The following is a 20,768-nucleotide window of genomic DNA, read 5'->3' as shown; positions in this document are numbered from 1 at the left end:
GTTGCCGTCTGTTCATCAGGGTGTCGGCGTCGGAGTGGGATCCTCGCGGACGAACTGCGGGTCACCGGGCGTGATGCCGAAGAACAGCGGATCGGTAGGAGCCTCGACATCGGTGGGGAGATACCCCTCGCTGAGATAGACGCCGCCGAAGAGCATGTCGGAGAGCTCGAAGGCATCTCCAGGGCGACAGGCAGTGTCGACGCTGATGCCGACGTTGCCGTTCTTGCGGAACTCGACCATAAGCAGTTCGTAGTCACCTTCGTCGCGGACGATGACCTGGAGTATCTGGCCGTCGTTGTCGTCGGCACCGAACACCTGACGTGCCGGGGATAGCCCCTGCGCTTTCAGGAAGCGTTCGGCAATGTCCGCGTACTCCTCCCGTTTGGAACCATCGAGCCAGACATTGCGGTTCAGGGTGAAGTAGTAGCCTTTGTCGTTGTCGCACTGCCGGGGCTGCATGCCGTAGGAACCAAGCGATCCAACCTCCCACGGGCCATCGTGGTACTCGAGTTGAAGCTCGTTCGCGAGTTCTCGATAGGACAAGTAGGTCTGTTCTGCGTCAGCGTAGAGCTCGTCACCTGTAGGGGCGGGGGTGCATCCGGTCATGAGAAGGGCTCCTGTCAGCGCCAGCACGATGCAGGCGAGGTGTCGTCGCTGTCGGTCTTTCGGGGTCGAAGAAGTCATCCTTGCAACACAGTCTGGCTGCCAAAGCCGCCTGGGGCCGTCACCGGTTCGCCGCTGGTGATGATTCCGATGATGTTCGCGAACGACTCCGAACCTTCTTGGAGGTACCCGCCCGGCTGATCCCAGGGGAGAGGAATGGTGCCTTCGCTGTGGGTGCCGTGACCGGGGGTTTTGAGAAGGGGCGTACCGTCGTGCTGCTGCCAGGTGGGTTCGGACCCGTCAGGGGTGGGTGTGTAGCTGCCGTCGGAATCGAAGGACACGGCCCCGTCGATGCTGCCGGGATCGATGGGGTGGGGACTCAGGCGGCCTATCCGAGCCAGGGCGTCATCGGGGGACGTGGAGGCGAAGACGTTCGTGCCTGAGTAGTCGACCCGAGCGTCGGGATCGGTGCCGAGCGCGTGATCGGTGAGTCCTGCGGATCCGACGGCGATCAGGTTGTCCACCCCCAGATTATCTGCGGCGCTGCCGACAGCGAGGAACGCGGTCGTACTGCCATAGGAGTGCCCGATCACCGTCGTGACCGCGTTGGGCGGTGCTGCCTGGTCGAGTCCGCGCAGGAACCCGGTCAAGGTCTCTGCACCCACGACCGCCTGCCCCGTCGAAGGCTCCGTGATGACATTCGGCGAGTCATACCCGAACCACACGATCGTCGCACCTAGCCCCCGCTTCGGTCGATTTCCTCGTTCATGTTCTTGGCGGATTCGCCAAACTCCCCGATGCCGTTGAGCGGCGTACGTGACACTGAAATCATCTGGCATGTGGCCCCCCGACCCATAAGACTCGCCACAGACTAACAACCGGACCGCAACCCTGCCTAGCAGGGCCCCACCCGGCTGACAGAACCGAGTCGAGCGAGTCGCCTGAGCGGGCGCGGCGAATGTCGAGCTGCATCCCGTGCCGGTCGCGCTGACATACTGGCGGCATGGCCGAACTCCTTGTCGAGATACATGTCCCTCTGACGCCGAACGATGTGCCGGAAGGCGAGTACCCGTTTCCGTGGATCGACGCAGTCATGGAGTTCCTTTTCGAGCTCGACGGCTCGAAGGGGGAGATGTACGACGATGGGGAAGAGCTCGGTAGTGAGTATCTGTTCTTCGTGCACGGAGCGCCTGAGGCGCATCTGATCGCCCTTGCTCGCGAGGTAGCGACCCTTCCCGGTGTGCCTGCGGGGGCCTATGCGACCGTCACCGACACAGAGGCTGACATGGGCGGCGGCAGGCGCGTCGAGCTTGGATCGTGATGCTGACCGGCGTTCGGAGCGTCGTGGAATTCCGCGTCGGAAATCCATCTACGGGCAAGCGCTGAGTCGACGGTTCCCGGCGGTTGCATCAGGCACTCCGACGAGGTCAGGAGGCGAAGGCGATTCTGCGTATCGAGCGCAAGCCGAAATTCGCCGACCGGGTCGATGGCATCGTGCTTCGAATCGGCAAGAGGTGGGTGCTGCTGGCGCAGACTACCGACGGCGGATACTTCGACGGGTGCATTGTGCTCCGATTGCGCGACGTCGCGCGCGTCACGCCCGACGAAACGTTTGCCCAGGAGTTCGTCAAGATGCAGCCTGAGTGGCCACCTTCCTTCCCCCTCGACGTCGATTTAAACGATGCGGCGTCGGCCCTCGGCGGTTTCACACGTCAAGGCGAGTTGCTCGGGATTCAGAAGGAAAATGAACGCAGCGCGATCTGGGTCGGCACTCTGGATCAGGTGACCCCGCGCTACATCTACCTGAACGAGGTTCGACCAGATGCCACGTGGCATCCTCGACCGCTCGGATACAAGCTGCGGTCGATCACTAGGGCCGAGGTGGGTACACGGTACCTCTTCGGGCTGTCGGCCATCGCAAACGCGCGTGCGTCGCCGGTTCTACCCGAGCAGGATGGCGACGTCACGGACTTCCACGCCAACAACTGAGCGAACCCGACGCTATCCCCGCCGGTCGACGTCCTGACTCAGGACTTCGGGCCAGGCTTCGACATCTTCCGGGGTGCGGGCGACCGTGAGCGTCGCGTGCGGCAGCAGCACGGCGAGGGCTTCGGCGGTGGACAGCGGGTGGCCCGGATCATCCACCCACGCCAGGATCGTCGTCGGCACGTCGATTCGCGCGACGACCTCAAGCGCAGGCAGGTCGCTGAGCCCCGCGCCGCGGAGCAAAGACGGCAAGAGGGCATCCGCGACGTCGGGCCATGTCTCGGGTGCACCGACGGTGGCCGGGGGAGGTGTCGCCCCGCGTGAGGCGGCGAGGAAGGCTTCCACACCGTCGGATTCGATGAGCGCCGCCGCTGCACGGTAGATCGCGGCTTGATCGGGTCTGGTGTCCCACGCCGTGGGCGGCACCATGAGCGTGAGTCCGGTGAAACGGTCCGGTTCGACCGCGGCAGCGTGCAGAAGAGTCGCCGCGCCCATGGAGGGCCCCACGCCGTGCACGCGTTCGCCCGGAAACCAGCGGTCGAGCAATCGCAGAAGATCGTCGGCGAGGTTCTGCCAGCGATAGTCCTCGGGGACCTTCCGCCCCGTCGACCGGCCATGGCCGCGTGCGTCGTACCGCAGTAGTCGGGTGCCGCTGAGCCCTCGACCGAGGTCGAGATTGAGCACCCGATCGCGGGCCCGGCTCGACGTGAGGCCGTGCAGCTGCACGACCGGGTGTCCGCCTTCATCGCTCAAAGCGACGGCGAGCTCGGCTCCGGGTACCTCGAAAGTCGGCATCAGGCTCCTCCATCGATGACTGATCGAATCCGCTCGGGCAGTCGTGTGAGTTTCAGATTATCGGGGGCGATAGGGTGCTACCCATGCGACTGACCAACGTCACGCACCTCCGCCTCCCTTTCGGACGGCTCTGGGGTTACGACGTCACCGCGTCTGCGCTCGGACGACGCCTCCCCGTGTCCTTCGATCAGCGGCTCCATGTCGGGGCTGGCGATCGACCCGGCTCCTGGATGGCGTTGTCCTTCCGGCTGCCTGCACCGACGCGCCGTGAGGCGATCGCCGAGGCCTGGCTGGCTGTCATCGCTCGGCATGGCACGCTGCGATCGGCGTTCGCGCCCGGTGCGGATGGCGATCCGGTACTCCACGAGATCGAGATCGCACCCGGAAGCTGGGTCGAGCATCCGGTGGCATCCGGTCAGGCGGTCAACGACGCATTGCGGGACATCCTCGATGCGGCATGTTCGCCGTATCAACGTCCCTCGCACCGGCTGTGCGTGTTGGAGACCGCCGCGGGGCTCACGGTCGTGATCGCAGCGGACCACGCTCACGTCGACATGTGGTCGATGCTGGTGATCGCGCGCGACCTGCTGTCTGCCCTCGACACCGAGAGGGCCAGCGCGAAGCCGATGCCAGCGCCGGCATTCGTCGAGCACACGCAGGCGCTGCTGGATCGGGATGCCGCGCCCGATCACGTGCGTCAGCGCTGGGAAGACATCATCGCGGACAGCGGTGGCGTGATGCCGCAGTTCCCGTTGCCACTGGGTGCGCCCGAACCGCATCGGGAGCGCGTGGAAGTGCGCGATGTGTTCGATGTCGACGATGCCGCCGCGTTCGCTGCGCAGGCCCGCGACGACGGCGTCTCGACCCTCGCACGCGCCGTGGTCGCGATGACCGCGGTGACCCGCGAATTGGCGGATGCCCCGCTCCGAGCAGTGTTCCCCGTGCACAGCCGCTTCGAGGACACGTGGCATGACTCGGTCGGGTGGTTCATCACCAACTCCGTCCTCGAGTCGGATGTCGCCGAACCGCACGCGGCAGCAGCGGCGGTGAAGGAAGCGGTGCAACTCGGGGCGTGGCCGCTCGCAGACGTGCTCGCTCCGTGGGGCGGCATGCCCGTGGCACCCGGGATGTTCGCGATCTCGTGGCTGGATCTGCGCAGGCTGCCCGTGCGCATCGACTCCGTCGGGCTCGACGCCCAGTACGTCAGCGCAGCGACCGACACCGACGGCGTCATGCTCTGGTTCATCCTGGACGAGTCGGGCCTGCACCTGAGATGCCGCTATCCCGACACCGTCGAGGCTCGCGCCAGCGTCGGTGGATGGCTCGACCTGCTCGTCGCCAGGTTGCAGGCGGACGCGCGGTCGTCCGTTCGTGGACGACTGCAGGTGGCGGGCCGTATCTTCCGGCTCGAGCGTGCGGATCGCGGTGACATCGGGGGGATCGCCGCGCTGCTGTTCGATGATCAGTTCGGTGCGGACCGTGAGAGCGTCGAACTCGAGCGATATGAGGCGGCCTTCAGCGCGATCGCTCGCGACAGCTCCCACTATCTGGGGGTCGTCCGCGACAGTGGCGACCACATCGTCGCCACGATGCAACTGACCGTCATCCCCGGGCTATCCCGCAGCGGATCGACCCGACTGCAGATCGAGGGACTGCGCGTTGCGCCGAAGGAACGATCACAGGGCCTCGGCGCGGCGATGCTCGAGTGGGCGCACGAGTTCGGTCGCGCGCGGGGAGCGCGATTGGCGCAGGTGACCACCGACGAAGCACGGGATCGGACCCGCGCCTTCTATGCCCGACTCGGCTATGAGACGGCCCACGTCGGGCTGAAGAGACACATATAGCCGCGAACGTTGTACGCGTCGCCTCCACTCCTCCTCAATCCGTGTTTCGAGGTACTTGCTCACACTTGTCGAGGATGTCCGCGAAATTGCCGGCGATCTCGTCGACCTTCAGAATGAGTTGCGGGTCTCAAGGACCGTCGACCGCGACACGCGATATGCGCTCGACTATCTCAGCCGGGCGGTGGTTTTCACGACGCATCTGGCGGCATCCGATCGGGGATTCGCCTACCTGTTCGGCTGACGGTGGGGCATCCAATACCGCGTGATATCGTTAGTGATATCACGCGAGGAGGTGGCTCCCACATGGCATCGATCATCGTTCGAGGACTCGATGAACGGGTTAAAGAACAGCTCGCTGCGCAGGCGAAGAGTCACGGGCGTTCGATGGAGTCCGAGGTCCGTGACATTCTGACGAGGGCAGCACGCAGGCCGCACATCGGGCTGGCGCTCATGCAAGCCGCGCAGGGCATCGAAGGCGTCGATGGCCTCGTGGTTCCTGAGCGCAACGACATCGCGCGAGCGGTGGACTTCGATTGATCGTCCTCGACACGAACGTCATCTCGGAGGTCTTCCGGTCTTCTCCGAATGAACACGTCGTCGCCTGGCTCGAGGCGCTCACCGGCGATGTCGCGATCACTGCGGTGACGCTGGCTGAGCTGCTGGCCGGCGTGGCGCGACTCCCCGATGGTCGCCGCATGGACGAGCTGTCCTCTCGAGTCGAAGCCGCGATCGAGCCCTTTCGTGGCACGCGTTCGATTCTGGCCTTCGACGACACCGCTGCCTCTCACTACGCGGGTGTCCTCCGCGCGCGCGAAGCGTCCGGGCATCCGATCAGTACTGCCGATGCGCAGATCGCTGCGATCTGCCTCGCGCACGAAGCAACGTGTGCGACTCGAAACACCAGGGGCTTTGCGCACACCGGGGTCGGTCTGCTCGATCCGTGGGGGAGCGCGGCGTAGTCCTCAGCCGATCAACGCGTGCGGGTACTCCGATTCACGGCTCTGGAAGCTGAGGATGCTCGGGTTCTGGATCACGCCGTCACGGATCTCGATGGCTCGCTCGAGGGTGGGTGTCGTCGCCCACGCGCCTGGCCCTTCCATGACCGTGCGCAGGAACGGCAGCATCGCCTCGCTGATCTCCCACGTGGCGGCGTTCCACAGGTACGACGGGCTGTGGTCGACGGCGTAGTAGTCCACCCCGTCGCCGACGGTGAACATGGGCTCGTCGAACGTGGTGGTCTTCGCCCATTCGAAGCCCATGCCCTCGTCGCACGACACGTCGATGATCAGAGTTCCGGCGTCGAACCCCTTCAGATCTTCGGTCCGCAGGTAGGTGAGCGGAGCCGCGACGTCCTGGAACGTGCAGTTGACGATGATGTCGCGCGAGGCCAGGAAGTCCGGCAGAAGAACGTTGCCCTCGTCGGTCAGGACCTCGCTGAGGTGGGTGGCTCCGTCGTCGGTGTTCAGCTGGGTGATGTGGGCGTTGTGGATGGGGGAGCCCACCGCCGCGATACCCCGCTGGGTGAGCACCTCGATATCGTGGATGCCGTGCGCGTTGAGCGCGGTCACCGCGCCGCGGGCCGTCGCGCCGAAGCCGATCACGACCGCGCTGAGGCGCGGTCCGTAGTCACCGGTGGATCCGACGAGGCTCAGCGCGTGCAGGACCGAGCAGTATCCGGCCAGTTCGTTGTTCTTGTGGAACACATGCAGGCTGATGTCGCCCTGGTGGGTCCAGTGGTTCATCGCCTCGAACGCGATGAGCGTCAGTCGGCTGTCGATGGCCGTCTGCGTCATCCCGGCATCCTGCACGCAGTGCGGCCATCCCCAGAGCACCCGGCCCTCGGGAATCGCCGCGACGTCTGCGGCCTGCGGCTTCGGCAGCAGGAACACATCGGCGGAGGCGAGCACCTCGGCGCGGTCGGCGACCCGGCCAACGCGGGATTCGATGTACCCGTGCGCGAGACGGAAGTCGGCGCCGTATCCGCGCTCGACGATCATCCGCGCGCGGATGTCCGGGTCGATCCGGTCGAAGTGGTGCGGGTGGATGGGCAGGCGGCGCTCGTTCTCCATCGAGGAGTCGGCGAGCAGTCCCAGCGTGAGCAACTCGGTCGGCGGAGTGCTGTGTGCGGAGGCGGTCGGGGCAGAAAGGAAGAGCGGTGTGGCGGTGGACAACGTGATTCCCATCATTGGAGAACCAAAGTCAGTTCCTTCTTTGACAGTACGCTCATCTGCCGAGTGCGGGTCACCGCCCCCGATCCGCCTCGTCCGGGAGCGCCTCAGCCGGCACGACGACGACGTCCTGCACCTTCCAGTCGAGGTCGGCGATGCCCTCGGCGACCCGAGAGATGTCCTGCACCGCGATCTTGCCCCGTCTCGGTACGACGAAGGCCTCGACGTGGAAGACCTGCCCCTGATCGCGCAGGCGCACGGCGGCATCCCTCACCCACGGGCGGCTGCGAAGGTAACTGACGATCTCCCGAGCGAGCGGGTCGGGGTGGGCGCTGTCGAAGGTGCGGGCCCGCTGATCCATGAGGTCGACGATCGCCGTCCTGGTGTTGCGGGCTCCGTCCCAGATGATGCCGAGCGAGATGAACACGGCCGCCGCTCCGTCCAACCACCACACCCCCGCTCCCACCCCGAGCACGCCGACGATGGATGCGACGGTCGTCTGCCAGTCGGCCTTCGCCATGTCGGCGTCGGCAAACAGGAGCTTGTTGTGCAGGACGGGCGCGAGCCTGGCCTTCGCGGGGCCGTAGAAGAAGATCGGCCCGACCACGACGACCGCCATCACGGCGACCATGAGCCACCCCAGCCACACGGTGTGACCCCACAGCTGCACCGTCCCGATCGTGGGGTGCTCGCCGGCGATGAGACCGGCGGCGGACTCGACAGCCAGGTTCACACCGACGGCGAGCAGGGCGACACCCGCGACGAGGTGACCGACCCCCATGGCGCGGTGAAGACCGTACGGATGCTTCAGGCTGGGGCGCCGCCGCACGAAGAGAAGTGCGATCAAGAACGCGAACTGCGGGATCAGCGACAGCATGTCTTCGATCCACGCGGTGCGCATGGCCTGCGAATTGCCGACGACGAGCGCGATCACGGCGATCGTGATGCTCGTGTAGCCGATCGTGAACCACTCCCAGCGGATGGCCGATCGGAGCGCCTTGGCCTGCTCGGGCGGAAGGTCGGTGCGCCCGAACTCGTGGTTCTTCACGATCCGACCTCCTCATCGAGGAACGCTTCCAGATCGGAGAGGAAGGCGTTCTCGCCGAGGGGGACCAGCATCACGAGTTCGCGACCGTCGGCGCCCGGGATGCCCGGGTAGCCGCGCGATACTCCGGCCTTGTCGACCCAGGGGGTGTCGGAGGTGATGCCACCGGCGACGAGGTCGAGGTCGCCGGCTTCGAGCATCCCGACGAGGGTCTCCTCCGTCGCGACGGTCCATTCCGGTCGTGCGTCGAGGCTGTCGGCGAAGTCCTCGACAAGGTCGACGACGCTCCCGGTCGGAACGCCGTCGTCGACGCGCACCAGGTCGCCCTCGGGCGCGACGCCCACACGGATCTCGTGGCCGCGTACTGAGTCGAGGGTGCCGTCCGGATCCGCCGGGATCGTCACGCCGCACCCGACGAGCATCACCGCCATGGTGGCCGCCGCAACGGTGCCGACGATCCGGCGCAGGGACGTACTGATCGTGCTCGCGAGGGCAACAGTGCTCGTCGCGCCGGTGCCCGGGAAGACGATTGACGCGGCCGCGTGGGCGGGGTAGGGAACGCCGGCTTCGGGCTGCTGCTTCGTCACCCGTGTCTTCGTTCTGTACGCTGGGTAAGGCCCACCTCACTCAAGGAGATTGCCCGAAACATGGTCGACACTCAGATCTTCGAACCCGATGGACGCGCGATCCCGTTCACTGTGGAAGGCGCAGGGCCCGCCGTGGTCCTCATCGCAGGGCACGGTCTGAACGTCGCCTACCTCGAGCTTCTCGCGCACTCCGTCTCGGAAGAGGACTTCCAGGTCGTGCGCATCGGATCGCGCCGTCCGTCGGATGCCGCGGTGTCGATGAACGATCTGGCCCAGGACGTCGTCGATGTCATGGACCACCTGTCGGTATCGAATGCCTGGGTCGGCGGTCACGCGTTCGGAGGTGCCGTCGCACGCGTCGTGGCACTCGACCACCACGATCGCGTCAACGGCGTGCTGCTGCTGGGCGTCGACGAGGCCGCCCCGTCGGCCGAAGCGCTCGCCGCGATTCCGGCCCCGGCGCGCGATGCGGAGGTCGACGCGTTGCAGATCGCCGCATGGCAGGCGCCGGCACCTCTGGCCGAGGGACTGCCGGTGCTCGTCGTGCAGGGCACGGACGACCCGATCGCGCCCGCTGCGAACGGCGAGAAGCTGCAGGCATCCGCTCCCGATCGCGTCAGCGTCGTGCCGGTCGAGGGCGGCGGCTACCTGTTCCCGTTCACGCACATGGGCGCGACGTCCTGGGCCATCGAGGACTACCTCGACTGGGACTGACCTTCCGGACTGAGAAGATGGTCTGATGACCGCCACCCTCGTTGCACAGAATCTGGCCGGTGGGTACGGCCATCGCATCCTCTTCGAGGACCTCGATCTGACGGTCGCCCCCGGCGATGTCGTCGGCGTCGTCGGCGCGAACGGCGCGGGCAAGTCGACTCTTCTCCGCCTGCTCGCGGGCGCGGACGCGCCCGCCGCGGGTACGGTCTCGCTCGCACCGGCGGATGCCTTCGTCGGATGGTTGCCGCAGGAGCACGAGCGCATCGACGGCGAGACGATCGCGCAGTACGTCGCCCGCCGCACCGGCTGCAGCGCAGCGACCCGAGAGATGGATGCCACGGCGGCGGCGCTCGGTGACCCCACTCTCGCGCCGCCCGGGGTCGATCCCGCCGACGCGTATTCCGAGGCACTGGATCGCTGGCTGGCGAGCGGCGCTGCCGACCTCGATGATCGCCTCCCGGTGGTGCTCGCCGACCTGGGACTCGACATCGCGGGCGGCCTGACCGCGGAGACGCCGATGACGGCGCTCTCCGGCGGACAGGCGGCGCGCGTGGGGCTGGCGGCCCTCCTGCTGTCGCGTTTCGACATCGTGCTCCTCGACGAGCCGACCAATGATCTCGACCTCGACGGTCTCGACCGGCTGGAGTCTTTCGTGCACGGCCTGCGCGGGGGAGCGGTGCTCGTCAGCCATGACCGCGAATTCCTGGCGCGCAGCGTCACCAAGGTGCTCGAACTGGATCTCGCGCAAGGATCGAACCGTCTGTACGGCGGCGGCTACGACGCCTACATCGAGGAGCGGGCCACGGTACGCCGTCATCTTCGCGAGAAGTACGACGAGTTCGCCGAGAAGAAGGCCGATCTCGTCGGCCGGGCGCGCACCCAGCGCGAATGGTCGAGCCAGGGCGTGCGCAACGCCATGAAGAAGGCGCCAGACAACGACAAGATCAGACGCAAGGCGTCGACCGAGTCGAGCGAGAAGCAGGCGCAGAAGGTCCGCCAGATGGAGAGCCGGATCGCGCGGCTCGAAGAGGTCGACGAACCCCGCAAGGAGTGGCAGCTGGAGTTCACGATCGGCTCCGCACCGCGGTCCAGCACCGTCGTGTCGACCCTGAGCTCGGCCGTGCTCCGCCAGGGCGCTTTCACCCTCGGCCCGGTCTCGCTGCAGATCAACGTCGGCGACCGGATCGGTATCACCGGTCCGAACGGCGCCGGCAAGTCCACGCTCCTGCGCGCCCTGCTCGGGCGGCAGGCGCCCGACGAGGGAACGTCGAGCCTCGGCAGCAGCGTGCAGATCGGCGAGATCGATCAGGCGCGGTCATTGCTCGTCGGTTCCGAGCCCCTCGCCGAAGCGTTCGAGGCGCTCGTGCCGGAGATGGCTTCCGCCGAGGTGCGCACACTCCTGGCGAAGTTCGGCCTCAGAGCCGACCACGTCACACGCGCCGTCGATGGCCTCTCACCCGGGGAGCGCACGCGCGCGGCGCTGGCGCTGCTGCAGTCGCGGGGTGTGAACCTGCTGGTTCTCGATGAGCCGACGAACCACCTCGACCTCCCGGCGATCGAGCAGCTCGAACAGGCGCTCGACTCGTACGACGGCACGTTGCTGCTCGTAACCCACGATCGCCGCATGCTCGACACGGTGCAGACCAATCGACGGTGGCATGTCGAGGCGGGGCAGGTCACCGAGCTGTAGAGGTCGCTCAGTGGTGTGGGCTCAGTGGTGTGGGCTCAGCGGTGCGGACTCAGCGATGCGCGCTGAGTGACGCCGCTCAGCGGCCCTGACGCTTCTTGTACGGCTTCGGCTGTCCCTTGACGATCGGGGCGCGGCCCTTGCCCTTCGAAGCCTTGGCCTTGCCTCCCGCGGGAGCGACGGTCTTCGGCGCGGGCGGGGGAGCGGCGGCCACCGCTGCCTGCGCCTCGACGAGGAACAGCTCGCCGACGGGCGTCAGTCGGGGCGTGCCCTCACGGTGGACGAGGGTGTTGCCGAGTTCTTCCTCGAGCTTGTCGAGCGAGGTGTAGAGCGAAGCGAGCGGGATGCCGAGCTGTTCAGCGGCGCGCGGGAAGTGCAGCGTCTCCGCGAGGACGACGTAGCGGCGGAGAAGTGCGATCTTCATGAGTGCCAGCGTATCCGCACCCGCCGGTCGAGCGTGACGGACCGGGACGCGGAACGAGCGGGAACACAGCGGATGCCGCGACCCGAGCGGGCCGCGGCATCCGAAGTCTGAAGGTCAGGCGACCTGGGGAAGGACCGCGAACGACACGGTTCCTTCGTCGTCGACGCCCGCATCGAGAACCTTGTCCTCGAGGGCAGCAGCGGCTGTCTCATCGAGGAAAAGGCGGGTGCCCGCGATCTCGACCGTCTGGTCGAGCGGGTCGGGATCTGCCGTGACCTGCACAGCCAGGCGGGATTCCCCGCTGGGGCTCTGCTCGGCCGTCGAGTGGATGCGGAGACCCGCATCGGGTGCCTCGGTCTGACGGGTCACGAGGGTGGTGACGATGGCGGAGGCGTTGTCGGTGAGGGTGAGCACGAGACTCTCCTTCCGGTTGGGGCATGCCACGGTCGCGACATGTCCGGGCTACGATTCCTCAGGTCTGCAGGCATCTCAACCCCGACGCGCGGGTTCGGAGGAACCTCTCACCTGCGTAATTGCTTTCGCAGGAACACCTGCTCGGTCCCGTCGCCGTCGGGCACGCGCTCGCTCTCCTCGTATCCGCACGACTCGTAGAGCCGGATGTTCGCCTCGCTCAGGCTGCCGGTGAAGAGTTCGGCGACGCGCGCCTCCGATGCGTTCTCGGCCGCGTCCAGAAGCATCCGCCCGATGCCCTCGCCCTGCATGTCGGGGGCGATGGCGATGCGCCCGATCAGGAGCGTGTCGTCATGCTCCCGGAAGCGGATCGCACCCACGAGGCGACCGTCGATCCGTGCGCCCAGGCCGGTTCCGCTGCGAAGCTCGGCAACCATCTCCTCGAGGGTCTGCGTCAGCGGGGGCATGTCCGCACTGCCGTAGATCTGCGCCTCCGACACGAAGGCGGCGCGTTGCACGGTCAGCACCTCACCTGCGTCGCGCTCGCTGAGCGGTGCGATCACCGTCTCGGGTTCATCCGGCTGCTGTTCGGGGTGTGTCATGGAACTCCTTTCGCCCGTAACCATCGAGGCTGCCGGGCACGACTGTCAACCCCCTCGGTAGCGCGCCGGGAAGTGGCTAACGTCGGCGTCAGGAGGAACACCATGGCACAGAGCAAGAACACCCCCAAGACCTCGACGACGAAGCAGGGCGCGAAGACCACGCGACGACAGAACGCGGAGAAGGGCTTCACCGCCTCCCCGACTCTCGCCAAGAACCTTCAGGCCGTTCTCGTCGATCTGCTCGAACTCGCCCTGCAGGGAAAGCAGGCCCACTGGAACGTGGTGGGACGAAACTTCCGCGATACGCATCGCCAGCTCGACGAGATCATCGAGGATGCTCGCACCTTCAGCGACACGATCGCCGAGCGCATGCGTGCGCTCCACGCCGTGCCCGACGGGCGCAGCGCCACGATCGCCGCGACGACCACGCTGCCCGAGTTCCCCGCAGGTGAGGTGTCGACGTCCGAGACGACGGACCTCGTCACCGAGCGCCTGGAGGCCACGGTCGCCACGCTCCGCGACGTGCACGACGCCGTCGACGAGGAAGATCCGACGTCGGCAGATCTGCTGCACGCCGTCATCGAACGTCTCGAGCAGTTCGCCTGGATGGTGAGCGCCGAGAACCGGAGCCCTGCGGGCCGCTGAAGGGAGCACCCGCATGGCCACGCGTTCGGGGAGCGACGCGCTGGGGCGCGGTCGGGGTCAGCCCTTCGGGGGCGTCTTCGACCGCGCTGCGCGCCGGACGACGCGTGGAAGCACCGCCCAGAGCGCGACCACCACGACGAGCGCGGAGCACAGGGCGATGAGGCCGGCGGTGCGGTCGACAGTGAAGTCGATGATCAGAGTGGTCACGCCGATCGTCAGGGCGCCGATCACGATCAGGTCGATCTTGACGATGCGTGCCGCGATCTTCACCAACTCCGGCTTGCGGCGGAGGCCGAAGAACGCGCGGTGCATGCCCACCGGGGCGAGCGCGAGAATCGTCGCCAGCGCGGCGAGTGCGACCAGCACGACATACACATCGCGCTGGAACTCGTCCATGTCGGTGAAGCGCGGTTGGAAAGCGACCGCGAGAAGGAACCCCGTGAGGATCTGGGTGCCCGTCTGCATGACGCGCAGTTCCTGCAGCAGCTCATCCCAGTTGCGATCCGCGCGCTCGTTCGGCGTCTCGTCCCGGCCGTCCTCGCGATCGTCGAAAGCCGGCCCCGGTAGTGCTCGCACCACTCATGGGCTCAGTCTCCTGCGCCGCGCTCAGCCCTGTCCAGATGCTTGACCCGAACCCAGAGAAGAGACCATCATGACCCTCCCCCCGATTCACGACTGGTGGCCGCACCTCTCCGTCGATGCGCGACACGAACTGCTCGAGAGCGGCTCGCCCCATCTGGGCGATACGGTGCGTAAGGAGATCCGCGAGATCACCGGTGCCGTCGTCGGAAAAAAGGAAGAGCTGACCGAGGACGACGTCGCCTTCGTGCGTACGCAGATCGAATCGGTCGACTGAGCCGGTCGTTCGTCGCGCTCAGGCGCCGTCGGCGACGGGCGGCTGCTGTTCCTCGCGCAAGCGGGGAACGGTGCGACGCTCCGGGCGTACGCCGGCCTTGTCCGCATAGAACGCGCGGATGCGATCCATGTCGGCGCCGACGTCACCGGTGACGTCGATCGTGGGTCCGAGGCCGGTCGTCCGCGTCGTGCGGTCGACGAAGCCGAGCGTCAGGGGCATCCCCGTCTCCCGGGCGATCCGGTAGAAGCCCGACTTCCAGTACTCATTGCCGCCGCGGGTGCCATCGGGCGTGATGACCAGGCCGAAGACCTCACCCGCGTGCACCTGACTCACGACCTCCGCCACGACCCTTCCCGGGTCGGCTCGGTCGACGGCGACGCCGCCCAGCCGCCGCATGATCGGTCCGCGCCATCCGCGGAACAGGCTCTTCTTGCCGAGCCAGTGCACATCGATGCCGAGGCGCCACGAGATGGCGAGCATCAGGACGAAGTCCCAGTTCGACGTGTGCGGGGCTCCGATGAGGATCGTAGGCCGCGTGGGAACGGAGTCGTGTCCGACGAGCGTCCAACGGCTGAGGGCCCAGTACAGGCGGGCGATCGAACGCTTGAGCATCCTTCCACCGTAGAGGGTCGGGACTCTGCATCTGCTGTCGACGACACGACGCCGCCCCGTCAGGACAGGCGTACGATCGAGGGATGACTGATTCGCAGGGAGAGACCACCGAGCAGACTGTGCCCCTCGGGCTGCAGCCGGTGCCCGGCACCCTCAATCTTCTCGACGGCGATGCCGGAGGATGCTGCGGCGGTGGCGCCTGCAGCATGCCGGCGCCTAAGACACCGTAGCTCCAGACGACACCGCCCCGCTGAGGCGGTCAGTGACCGCCGTGGAAGTCGCCGTTGGCGTCGTCGGCCGGCTTGCTGACGAACGGGCTCAGCGCCACGGCCGCGAGCGAGATGATCGCAGCGATCAGGAACGCCATGCGGGCTCCCGGAGCCCCGGCGACGGCGGTCGAGAGTCCCTCGTTCTCTCCCGCGTGCAGGATCGCCGAGTAGGTGACCGTGAGCACCGCAACGCCTGCGGCCCCACCGACCTGCTGCAGGGTGTTGAGCACCGCGGATCCGTGCGAGTAGAGCGAGCGCTGGAGTGAGCCGAGCGAGGCCGAGAACAGCGGGGTGAACGACATCGCGAGGCCGACCGACATGGCCGCCTGCACGATGACCAGCACCCATGCGACGGTGTGCTCGCCGACCGTGGAGTAGTAGAACAGCGCCGCCGACACCAGGATCGTGCCCGGAATGAGCAGCGGGCGTGTGCCGCGGGCGTCGTACACGCGACCCATGATCGGACCGAGAAGACCCATCAGCACCGAACCGGGCAGCAGGATGAGGCCTGACTCGAGCGCGCCGAGACCGGCGACGTTCTGCAGGTACTGGGGGAGCAGCGTGAGCGTGCCGAACATCGACAGCGCGAGGATCGACATGATGATCACGGAGAACGAGAAGTTGCGGGAGCGGAAGACACGCAGATCGAGCAGTGCGTCGTCGACGCGCTGCAGCACCAGCTGACGCCAGACGAACAGAGCCAGCGACACGGCACCGACGGCCAGCGCGATCACTCCGGCCGTCTCGCCGGAGCCGCCCTCGCCACCGAACTGGCTGAGACCGTAGACGATGCCGCCGAAGCCGAGCGCGGCGAGCGGGATCGAGAGGATGTCGAGCGGCAGGCGGCGGGTCTCGCCGAGGTTGGTCATCCACTTGACGCCCATCGCGAGGGCGATGAGAGCGATGGGGAGGATGATCGCGAACAGTACGCGCCAGTTGAACGCCTCGAGGACGGCACCGGCGAGCGTCGGGCCGATCGCGGGGGCGAGCGAGATCACGAGGCCGACGCGACCCATCATGCGACCGCGCGACTGCGGCGGCACGACGTTCATGATCGTGGTCATGAGCAGCGGCATCATGATTCCGGTGCCGGCGGCCTGGATCACGCGGCCGACCAGGAGGATCGGGAATCCGGGGGCGATGAGGCACACGAGGGTGCCGACCGAGAACGCGATCATCGCGGCGATGAAGACCTGGCGGGTCGTGAAGCGCTGCAGGATGAAGCCGGTCGTCGGGATGACGACCGCCATCGTCAGCATGAAGGCGCTGGTGAGCCACTGACCGAGCTCGGGCGGAATGCCCAGATCGGTGTTGAGATGCGGGATCGCGATCCCCATCGTGGTCTCGTTGAGGATCGCGACGAAGGCGGCGACGAGCAGCAGCCAGATCACGCGCATGTCGGAACGCGGGATGGTTCCGTCGGAGTGAGTGGGGGTCGTGATCGACCCGGTGTCGACGGCAGACATACGGCCTCCAGGGCGCGAGAAGAATGAGGAAGAGATGCGCGAGTGCGCGGGGACCACTCAGCGTAACCACAGCATCCGACATTTCATTCCGCGGCCGCGATATATCTGGCGTGGCGGATGCCGCGCCCCGATGTCCCCGGGGCTGGATACGCTGACCTCATGAGCATGGGCGGCGGTATGGGCGGGCGGCACCCCGGAGGATTCCGCGGCGTCGACGAAGAGGCGCAGCGACGGTTGAACGCCGAGGCTCCGCGCATCAGCGGTCTGGGCGCACGGGTGGTGACCCTGTTCCGCCCCTACAAGTGGCGCATCCTCGTGACGGGCGTCCTCGTCGTCATCGGAGCGGGCATCGCCGTGCTCCCTCCGCTCATCGTGCAGCGCGTGTTCGACGATGCGCTGTTCCCCGTCGACGGCGGAGGTCCGCACCTCGAACTGCTCGGGTGGCTCGTGCTCGCGATGATGGGCCTGTTCCTCATCTCGGCCGCGCTCGGGGTCGGTCAGACCTGGTTCACCTCGACGGTGGGCAACAACGTGACCGGAGACCTGAGGGTGCGTCTGTTCGAGCATCTCCAGGCGATGGAGCTCGGCTTCTTCACCCGCACGAAGACCGGGGTGATCCAGTCGCGGCTGCAGAACGACGTCGGCGGAGTCTCGGGCGTGCTGACCAACACCGTCACGAGCATCCTGGGCAACGTCGTCACGGTGATCGCGTCTCTCGTGGCGATGATCCTCATCGACTGGCGCCTCACGCTCATCGCCGTGGTGCTGATGCCGTTCCTCATCATCGTGCAGCGTCGCGTCGGGCAGGTGAGGGCGCGCATCGCCGGCGAGACGCAGGAGTCGCTCTCCGAGCTCACCTCGATCACGCAGGAGACGCTGAGCGTCTCGGGCATGCTGCTCTCGAAGGCGTTCAACCGCCAGCGCACGGAGTCGGAGCGGTATCAGGCGGAGAACCGCAACCAGGTGACCCTGCAGGTGCGTCGGGCGATGAGCGGGCAGGGGTTCTTCGCCGTCGTGCAGGTCATCATGGCGAGCGTTCCCGCCGTGATCTACCTGGTCTCGGGATATCTGATCGCCGGCGGCACCGGAGCGATCACGGCCGGCACGGTCGTCGCCTTCACGACCGTGCAGGCGCGCCTCTTGCAGCCGCTCATGGGCCTCATGCGCGTGTCGCTCGATCTGCAGACGTCGTCGGCGTTGTTCGCCCGCATCTTCGAGTACCTCGATCTGGTGCCCGAGATCGAAGACGCTCCCGACGCCATCTCCGTCGCTCAGGCCCCCGGGCCGCGCGGTCGTGTCGAGTTCGCCGACGTGGTGTTCCGCTATCCCGACGCAGCGCCCGACTCCCGGCCCACACTCGACCGGGTCTCGTTCGTCGCGGAACCGGGTCAGCACGTCGCGTTCGTCGGACCGTCGGGCGCAGGCAAGACCACCGTGCTCTACCTCGCGCCGCGCCTGTACGAGGCGCGCGGCGGTGCGGTGCTGTTCGCCGGCGCCGATGTGCGCTCGCTCACGCAGGAGTCGATCATCGACGACGTGGGCATCGTGTCGCAGGAGACCTATCTCTTCCACGCCACGATCCGCGAGAATCTTCTCTACGCGAAGCCGGGAGCCTCGGACGACGAGGTGATCGAGGCATGCATCGCCGCGAACATCCACCACATCATCACGGGCTTCGAGAACGGGTACGACACCGTCGTCGGAGAACGCGGTTACCGTCTCTCGGGTGGTGAGAAGCAGCGCATCGCGATCGCTCGGGTGCTGCTCAAGGATCCGCCCGTGCTCTTGCTCGACGAGGCGACCTCGGCCCTCGACACGGTGTCGGAACGCGTGGTGCAGGAAGCGCTCGATGAAGCGGCGCGCGGTCGCACGACGATCTCGATCGCGCACCGGCTCTCGACGGTGATGGGCGCCGATGTCATCCACGTGCTCGACGCGGGGCGCATCGTCGAGTCCGGCACCCACTCCGAGCTCCTCGCTCTCGACGGCCTGTACGCCGAGCTCGCCGCTCAGCAGATCGCCGCGTCGAGGGTGCTGGCGACCGAGGCGGTCGTCGAGGCCTCCGTGACCGGGGGAGTGGGCGCCGGACTCACCGAACGCCGTGCCGATCGCGCACCCGAAGATTCCGCCGGGGCGGATGCCGTCGAAGCGCTGACGGTACCGGTGCCGTTGCTCGACGTGCCCCGCGCCGACGACCGCGTGTACCCGCCCGAGACCCCCTGAGCCTCAGCCCGCACCGGCGCCGGCACCCGCACCCGCACGGCGGGGGTGGGGCGTCGCGGTGGCGGGTGCCACCGCCGTGACGTGCGTCAGTGCGCGGAGAGCCCGCCATCGACGAAGAGCGAGTGCCCGGTGACATAGGCCGAGCCTGCTCCGGCGAGGAAGACCGCGGCGCCGGCGAAGTCGCTCGGCAGGCCGTTGCGTCCGATCATGGTGCGTGCCGCAAGTGCGGCGACCTGAACCGGGTCCTCCTGGAGGCGCGCGTTCAGCGGGGTGAGCACGAACCCCGGCACGAGGGTGTTGCTGGTGACTCCGGTGCCGCCCCAGGCCTCGGCCTCCGATCTCATCAGCGACTCCACCGCGCCCTTCGAGGCGCCGTAGATGCCACTGGAGGCGAAGGCGCGATGCGCCTGCTGGGAGCTGATGTGGATGAGGCGTCCGAACCCTCGATCGGCCATGCCCGGGGCATAGCGCTGCCCGAGCAGGAACGGCGCCAGGGCGTTGACGGTCATCGTCGCGTCCCAGTCCGCCTCGGTGATGTCGGCGAACGAGGGGCGGATGTTGATGCCGGCCGAGTTGACGAGGACGTCCGGTTCGCCGAACGGTTCCACCGCGGCATCCGCAGCGGCACGGATGCCGTCGCGGGTGCTGAGGTCGCCGACGACGCCGGCGACCGTGCATCCGGAGTCCTGCAGTTCACGCACGGTCTCCGCGATCCGCTCCTCGCCCCGCGCGACGATCACGGTCGATGCTCCGGCGCGGGCGAGCGCGGTGGCGATGCCGCGCCCGATGCCCGAGCTGCCGCCGGTGACGACGGCGGTACGGCCTTCGAGCGAGAACAGCGATTCCAGGTAGGTCGACATGGGTCTCCTTGATCGGTTCACCAGCGGAGAGCTGCGGTGAGGGTGTGGTCGGGGGCGGCGTCGGCGTACTCCGGCATCCCGATGATCTCGGCGATGAAGCGATCCACCGCGTCGGCGTAGGCGGAGTCGGGGTGGGTGCGGGCGATCTCCTGCAGGGGCGGGAGGTCCATCGCGATGATCAGCGAGAGCCGTGCGGCGACGGCGGCCGAAGCGCCGGCATCGCGCAGCACCCCGATCCCCCCGCGCAGTGCGGCGAGGTAGTCGCGCAGCACGGGCAGTCGCCCCTTGCCCTGCGTGATCGATGTGCCGTCGGCGCGAACACGCCACCGCGCGATGACGTCGGGGATCACATCGAACGCCGTCGCCCTCGTGTACATCAGCTGCGCCACGATCTGGTCCTCGTAGGCGACGCCCTCGGGGAACCGGAGGTCGTGCCAGAAGTCCGTGCGGCTGACCTTCGACCACGCGACGATGTTCGCCGCTGCGTGCGGATGCTCGAGAATCGTCGTGCCGAGCCTCTCGGGGGCCGTCGCGGCGACCACCCACGGCTGCACACGCCCCGCGACGTACGCATCGCCCTGCAGGCGCGAACGCACATAGGCGCCGGCCACGAAATCGCTGCCGGTCTCGGCGAGGGTTGCCGTCATGCGTGCCAACGCGGTCGGGGTGAGTTCGTCGTCGGCGTCGAGGAACCCGAGCAGGGGCGTGTCGACGAGGTCGAGGCCGGCATTGCGCGCGGCGCCGAGTCCGCGAGCATCGACGCGGCGCAGCATCCGGAACCGCGAGTCCGCCGAAGCCGCGGCCTCGAAGATCTCGGCCGTGGCGTCGATCGACCCGTCGTCCACGAGGATCGCGTGCCATCGGGTCTCGGTCTGCGCGAGCAGCGATGCGATCGCGGCGGGGGCGAACTCGGCGATGTCCCGTCCGGGAACGATCATCGTCACGATCGGGTCGGATGCGGTCACCCTCCG

Annotated in this window: 26 protein-coding genes; 12 read left to right on the top strand and 14 right to left on the bottom strand. The window is 67.4% G+C overall.

The window, feature by feature from the left end; all coding sequences use genetic code 11:
• Nucleotides 1–15: 15 nt before the first annotated feature.
• The gene (locus tag ACIOSY_RS05385) at nt 16–684 is read right to left on the bottom strand and encodes a hypothetical protein (protein ID WP_400850169.1); all 669 of its coding nucleotides are present in this window, start codon (nt 682–684) and stop codon (nt 16–18) included.
• Complete coding sequence (locus tag ACIOSY_RS05380) at nt 681–1,442, bottom strand: alpha/beta hydrolase (RefSeq protein WP_400850166.1); 762 nt, start codon at nt 1,440–1,442, stop codon at nt 681–683. Before ACIOSY_RS05380 ends, ACIOSY_RS05385 begins: the two co-directional genes overlap by 4 nt.
• 164 nt (nt 1,443–1,606) lie before the next feature.
• Between ACIOSY_RS05380 and ACIOSY_RS05375 the strand changes: the two genes are divergently transcribed.
• Both ACIOSY_RS05375 and ACIOSY_RS05370 read left to right on the top strand, forming a co-directional pair.
• The gene (locus ACIOSY_RS05375) at nt 1,607–1,924 is read left to right on the top strand and encodes a hypothetical protein (RefSeq protein WP_400850163.1); all 318 of its coding nucleotides are present in this window, start codon (nt 1,607–1,609) and stop codon (nt 1,922–1,924) included.
• A gap of 83 nt (nt 1,925–2,007) precedes the next feature.
• Nucleotides 2,008–2,592 (top strand): hypothetical protein, encoded by a 585-nt coding sequence (locus tag ACIOSY_RS05370; RefSeq protein ID WP_400850160.1) that lies wholly within the window; start codon nt 2,008–2,010, stop codon nt 2,590–2,592.
• A 12-nt stretch (nt 2,593–2,604) separates the two neighbouring features.
• Here the strand turns inward: ACIOSY_RS05370 and ACIOSY_RS05365 are convergent, their stop codons facing one another.
• A complete protein-coding gene (locus tag ACIOSY_RS05365; RefSeq protein WP_400850157.1) occupies nt 2,605–3,384 on the bottom strand; it encodes an alpha/beta fold hydrolase in 780 nt (259 codons plus the stop codon).
• Nucleotides 3,385–3,467: 83 nt separating this feature from the next.
• Here ACIOSY_RS05365 and ACIOSY_RS05360 point away from each other — a divergent pair, with 83 nt between their 5' ends.
• From ACIOSY_RS05360 to ACIOSY_RS05345, 4 genes are all read left to right on the top strand, one after another.
• Nucleotides 3,468–5,228 (top strand): GNAT family N-acetyltransferase, encoded by a 1,761-nt coding sequence (locus tag ACIOSY_RS05360; RefSeq protein ID WP_400850154.1) that lies wholly within the window; start codon nt 3,468–3,470, stop codon nt 5,226–5,228.
• Between the two features lie 55 nt (nt 5,229–5,283).
• Complete coding sequence (locus tag ACIOSY_RS05355; RefSeq protein WP_400850151.1) at nt 5,284–5,469, top strand: hypothetical protein; 186 nt, start codon at nt 5,284–5,286, stop codon at nt 5,467–5,469.
• A gap of 62 nt (nt 5,470–5,531) precedes the next feature.
• Nucleotides 5,532–5,765 carry a FitA-like ribbon-helix-helix domain-containing protein gene (locus tag ACIOSY_RS05350; RefSeq protein WP_400850149.1) on the top strand — a complete coding sequence of 78 codons (234 nt, stop codon included), beginning with the start codon at nt 5,532–5,534 and terminating at the stop codon, nt 5,763–5,765.
• Nucleotides 5,762–6,187, top strand: coding sequence for a type II toxin-antitoxin system VapC family toxin (locus tag ACIOSY_RS05345; protein ID WP_400850146.1), 426 nt, complete (start codon nt 5,762–5,764; stop codon nt 6,185–6,187). The genes ACIOSY_RS05350 and ACIOSY_RS05345 overlap by 4 nt, the downstream gene beginning before the upstream one ends.
• Nucleotides 6,188–6,190: 3 nt before the next feature.
• On the opposite strand, the gene ACIOSY_RS05340 is transcribed toward ACIOSY_RS05345, so the two are convergent.
• The 3 genes from ACIOSY_RS05340 to ACIOSY_RS05330 all read right to left on the bottom strand — a co-directional run bounded on the left by ACIOSY_RS05340 (nt 6,191) and on the right by ACIOSY_RS05330 (nt 9,028).
• Nucleotides 6,191–7,297, bottom strand: a complete 1,107-nt coding sequence (locus ACIOSY_RS05340) for a N(5)-(carboxyethyl)ornithine synthase (RefSeq protein ID WP_400850941.1) — start codon at nt 7,295–7,297, stop codon at nt 6,191–6,193.
• A gap of 172 nt (nt 7,298–7,469) precedes the next feature.
• Nucleotides 7,470–8,444 (bottom strand): cation transporter, encoded by a 975-nt coding sequence (locus ACIOSY_RS05335; RefSeq protein ID WP_400850143.1) that lies wholly within the window; start codon nt 8,442–8,444, stop codon nt 7,470–7,472.
• Nucleotides 8,441–9,028, bottom strand: a complete 588-nt coding sequence (locus tag ACIOSY_RS05330) for a transporter substrate-binding domain-containing protein (protein WP_400850141.1) — start codon at nt 9,026–9,028, stop codon at nt 8,441–8,443. Before ACIOSY_RS05330 ends, ACIOSY_RS05335 begins: the two co-directional genes overlap by 4 nt.
• A 60-nt stretch (nt 9,029–9,088) precedes the next feature.
• Here ACIOSY_RS05330 and ACIOSY_RS05325 point away from each other — a divergent pair, with 60 nt between their 5' ends.
• Together ACIOSY_RS05325 and ACIOSY_RS05320 are read left to right on the top strand one after the other, a co-directional pair.
• On the top strand, nt 9,089–9,742 hold the full coding sequence (locus ACIOSY_RS05325) for an alpha/beta fold hydrolase (protein ID WP_400850138.1): 654 nt from the start codon (nt 9,089–9,091) through the stop codon (nt 9,740–9,742).
• Between the two features lie 25 nt (nt 9,743–9,767).
• Complete coding sequence (locus ACIOSY_RS05320; RefSeq protein WP_400850135.1) at nt 9,768–11,432, top strand: ABC-F family ATP-binding cassette domain-containing protein; 1,665 nt, start codon at nt 9,768–9,770, stop codon at nt 11,430–11,432.
• A gap of 76 nt (nt 11,433–11,508) precedes the next feature.
• Here ACIOSY_RS05320 and ACIOSY_RS05315 read toward each other — a convergent pair whose 3' ends face one another.
• From ACIOSY_RS05315 to ACIOSY_RS05305, 3 genes are all read right to left on the bottom strand, one after another.
• The gene (locus ACIOSY_RS05315; protein ID WP_400850132.1) at nt 11,509–11,853 is read right to left on the bottom strand and encodes a LysR family transcriptional regulator; all 345 of its coding nucleotides are present in this window, start codon (nt 11,851–11,853) and stop codon (nt 11,509–11,511) included.
• A 114-nt stretch (nt 11,854–11,967) separates the two neighbouring features.
• The gene (locus ACIOSY_RS05310) at nt 11,968–12,267 is read right to left on the bottom strand and encodes a Fe-S cluster assembly protein HesB (RefSeq protein ID WP_400850129.1); all 300 of its coding nucleotides are present in this window, start codon (nt 12,265–12,267) and stop codon (nt 11,968–11,970) included.
• A gap of 107 nt (nt 12,268–12,374) precedes the next feature.
• Nucleotides 12,375–12,866, bottom strand: a complete 492-nt coding sequence (locus tag ACIOSY_RS05305) for a GNAT family N-acetyltransferase (RefSeq protein ID WP_400850126.1) — start codon at nt 12,864–12,866, stop codon at nt 12,375–12,377.
• A gap of 102 nt (nt 12,867–12,968) precedes the next feature.
• Between ACIOSY_RS05305 and ACIOSY_RS05300 the strand changes: the two genes are divergently transcribed.
• On the top strand, nt 12,969–13,511 hold the full coding sequence (locus tag ACIOSY_RS05300) for a Dps family protein (RefSeq protein ID WP_400850123.1): 543 nt from the start codon (nt 12,969–12,971) through the stop codon (nt 13,509–13,511).
• Between the two features lie 57 nt (nt 13,512–13,568).
• Here the strand turns inward: ACIOSY_RS05300 and ACIOSY_RS05295 are convergent, their stop codons facing one another.
• Entirely contained in the window at nt 13,569–14,090 is a 522-nt protein-coding gene (locus tag ACIOSY_RS05295) for a DUF6328 family protein (protein ID WP_400850120.1), read from the bottom strand.
• A gap of 73 nt (nt 14,091–14,163) precedes the next feature.
• Between ACIOSY_RS05295 and ACIOSY_RS05290 the strand changes: the two genes are divergently transcribed.
• On the top strand, nt 14,164–14,367 hold the full coding sequence (locus tag ACIOSY_RS05290; RefSeq protein WP_400850117.1) for a hypothetical protein: 204 nt from the start codon (nt 14,164–14,166) through the stop codon (nt 14,365–14,367).
• A gap of 18 nt (nt 14,368–14,385) precedes the next feature.
• On the opposite strand, the gene ACIOSY_RS05285 is transcribed toward ACIOSY_RS05290, so the two are convergent.
• Nucleotides 14,386–14,979 carry a 1-acyl-sn-glycerol-3-phosphate acyltransferase gene (locus ACIOSY_RS05285; RefSeq protein WP_400850114.1) on the bottom strand — a complete coding sequence of 198 codons (594 nt, stop codon included), beginning with the start codon at nt 14,977–14,979 and terminating at the stop codon, nt 14,386–14,388.
• An 83-nt stretch (nt 14,980–15,062) separates the two neighbouring features.
• Between ACIOSY_RS05285 and ACIOSY_RS05280 the strand changes: the two genes are divergently transcribed.
• Complete coding sequence (locus tag ACIOSY_RS05280; RefSeq protein WP_400850111.1) at nt 15,063–15,209, top strand: hypothetical protein; 147 nt, start codon at nt 15,063–15,065, stop codon at nt 15,207–15,209.
• Nucleotides 15,210–15,238: 29 nt separating this feature from the next.
• Here ACIOSY_RS05280 and ACIOSY_RS05275 read toward each other — a convergent pair whose 3' ends face one another.
• The gene (locus ACIOSY_RS05275; protein WP_400850108.1) at nt 15,239–16,714 is read right to left on the bottom strand and encodes an MDR family MFS transporter; all 1,476 of its coding nucleotides are present in this window, start codon (nt 16,712–16,714) and stop codon (nt 15,239–15,241) included.
• A 165-nt stretch (nt 16,715–16,879) separates the two neighbouring features.
• Here ACIOSY_RS05275 and ACIOSY_RS05270 point away from each other — a divergent pair, with 165 nt between their 5' ends.
• Nucleotides 16,880–18,937, top strand: a complete 2,058-nt coding sequence (locus ACIOSY_RS05270) for an ABC transporter ATP-binding protein (protein ID WP_400850938.1) — start codon at nt 16,880–16,882, stop codon at nt 18,935–18,937.
• 86 nt (nt 18,938–19,023) lie between these two features.
• Here ACIOSY_RS05270 and ACIOSY_RS05265 read toward each other — a convergent pair whose 3' ends face one another.
• Both ACIOSY_RS05265 and ACIOSY_RS05260 read right to left on the bottom strand, forming a co-directional pair.
• Nucleotides 19,024–19,797 (bottom strand): SDR family NAD(P)-dependent oxidoreductase, encoded by a 774-nt coding sequence (locus tag ACIOSY_RS05265; RefSeq protein WP_400850105.1) that lies wholly within the window; start codon nt 19,795–19,797, stop codon nt 19,024–19,026.
• A gap of 17 nt (nt 19,798–19,814) precedes the next feature.
• Nucleotides 19,815–20,762: a glycosyltransferase family 2 protein gene (locus ACIOSY_RS05260; RefSeq protein WP_400850102.1), complete on the bottom strand. Its 948-nt coding sequence runs from the start codon at nt 20,760–20,762 to the stop codon at nt 19,815–19,817.
• Nucleotides 20,763–20,768: the final 6 nt, after the last annotated feature.

It is taken from the genome of Microbacterium sp. NPDC087665, assembly GCF_044743285.1.
Taxonomy (GTDB): Bacteria; Actinomycetota; Actinomycetes; order Actinomycetales; family Microbacteriaceae; genus Microbacterium.
This window is presented reverse-complemented; position numbering and strand designations above follow the sequence as displayed.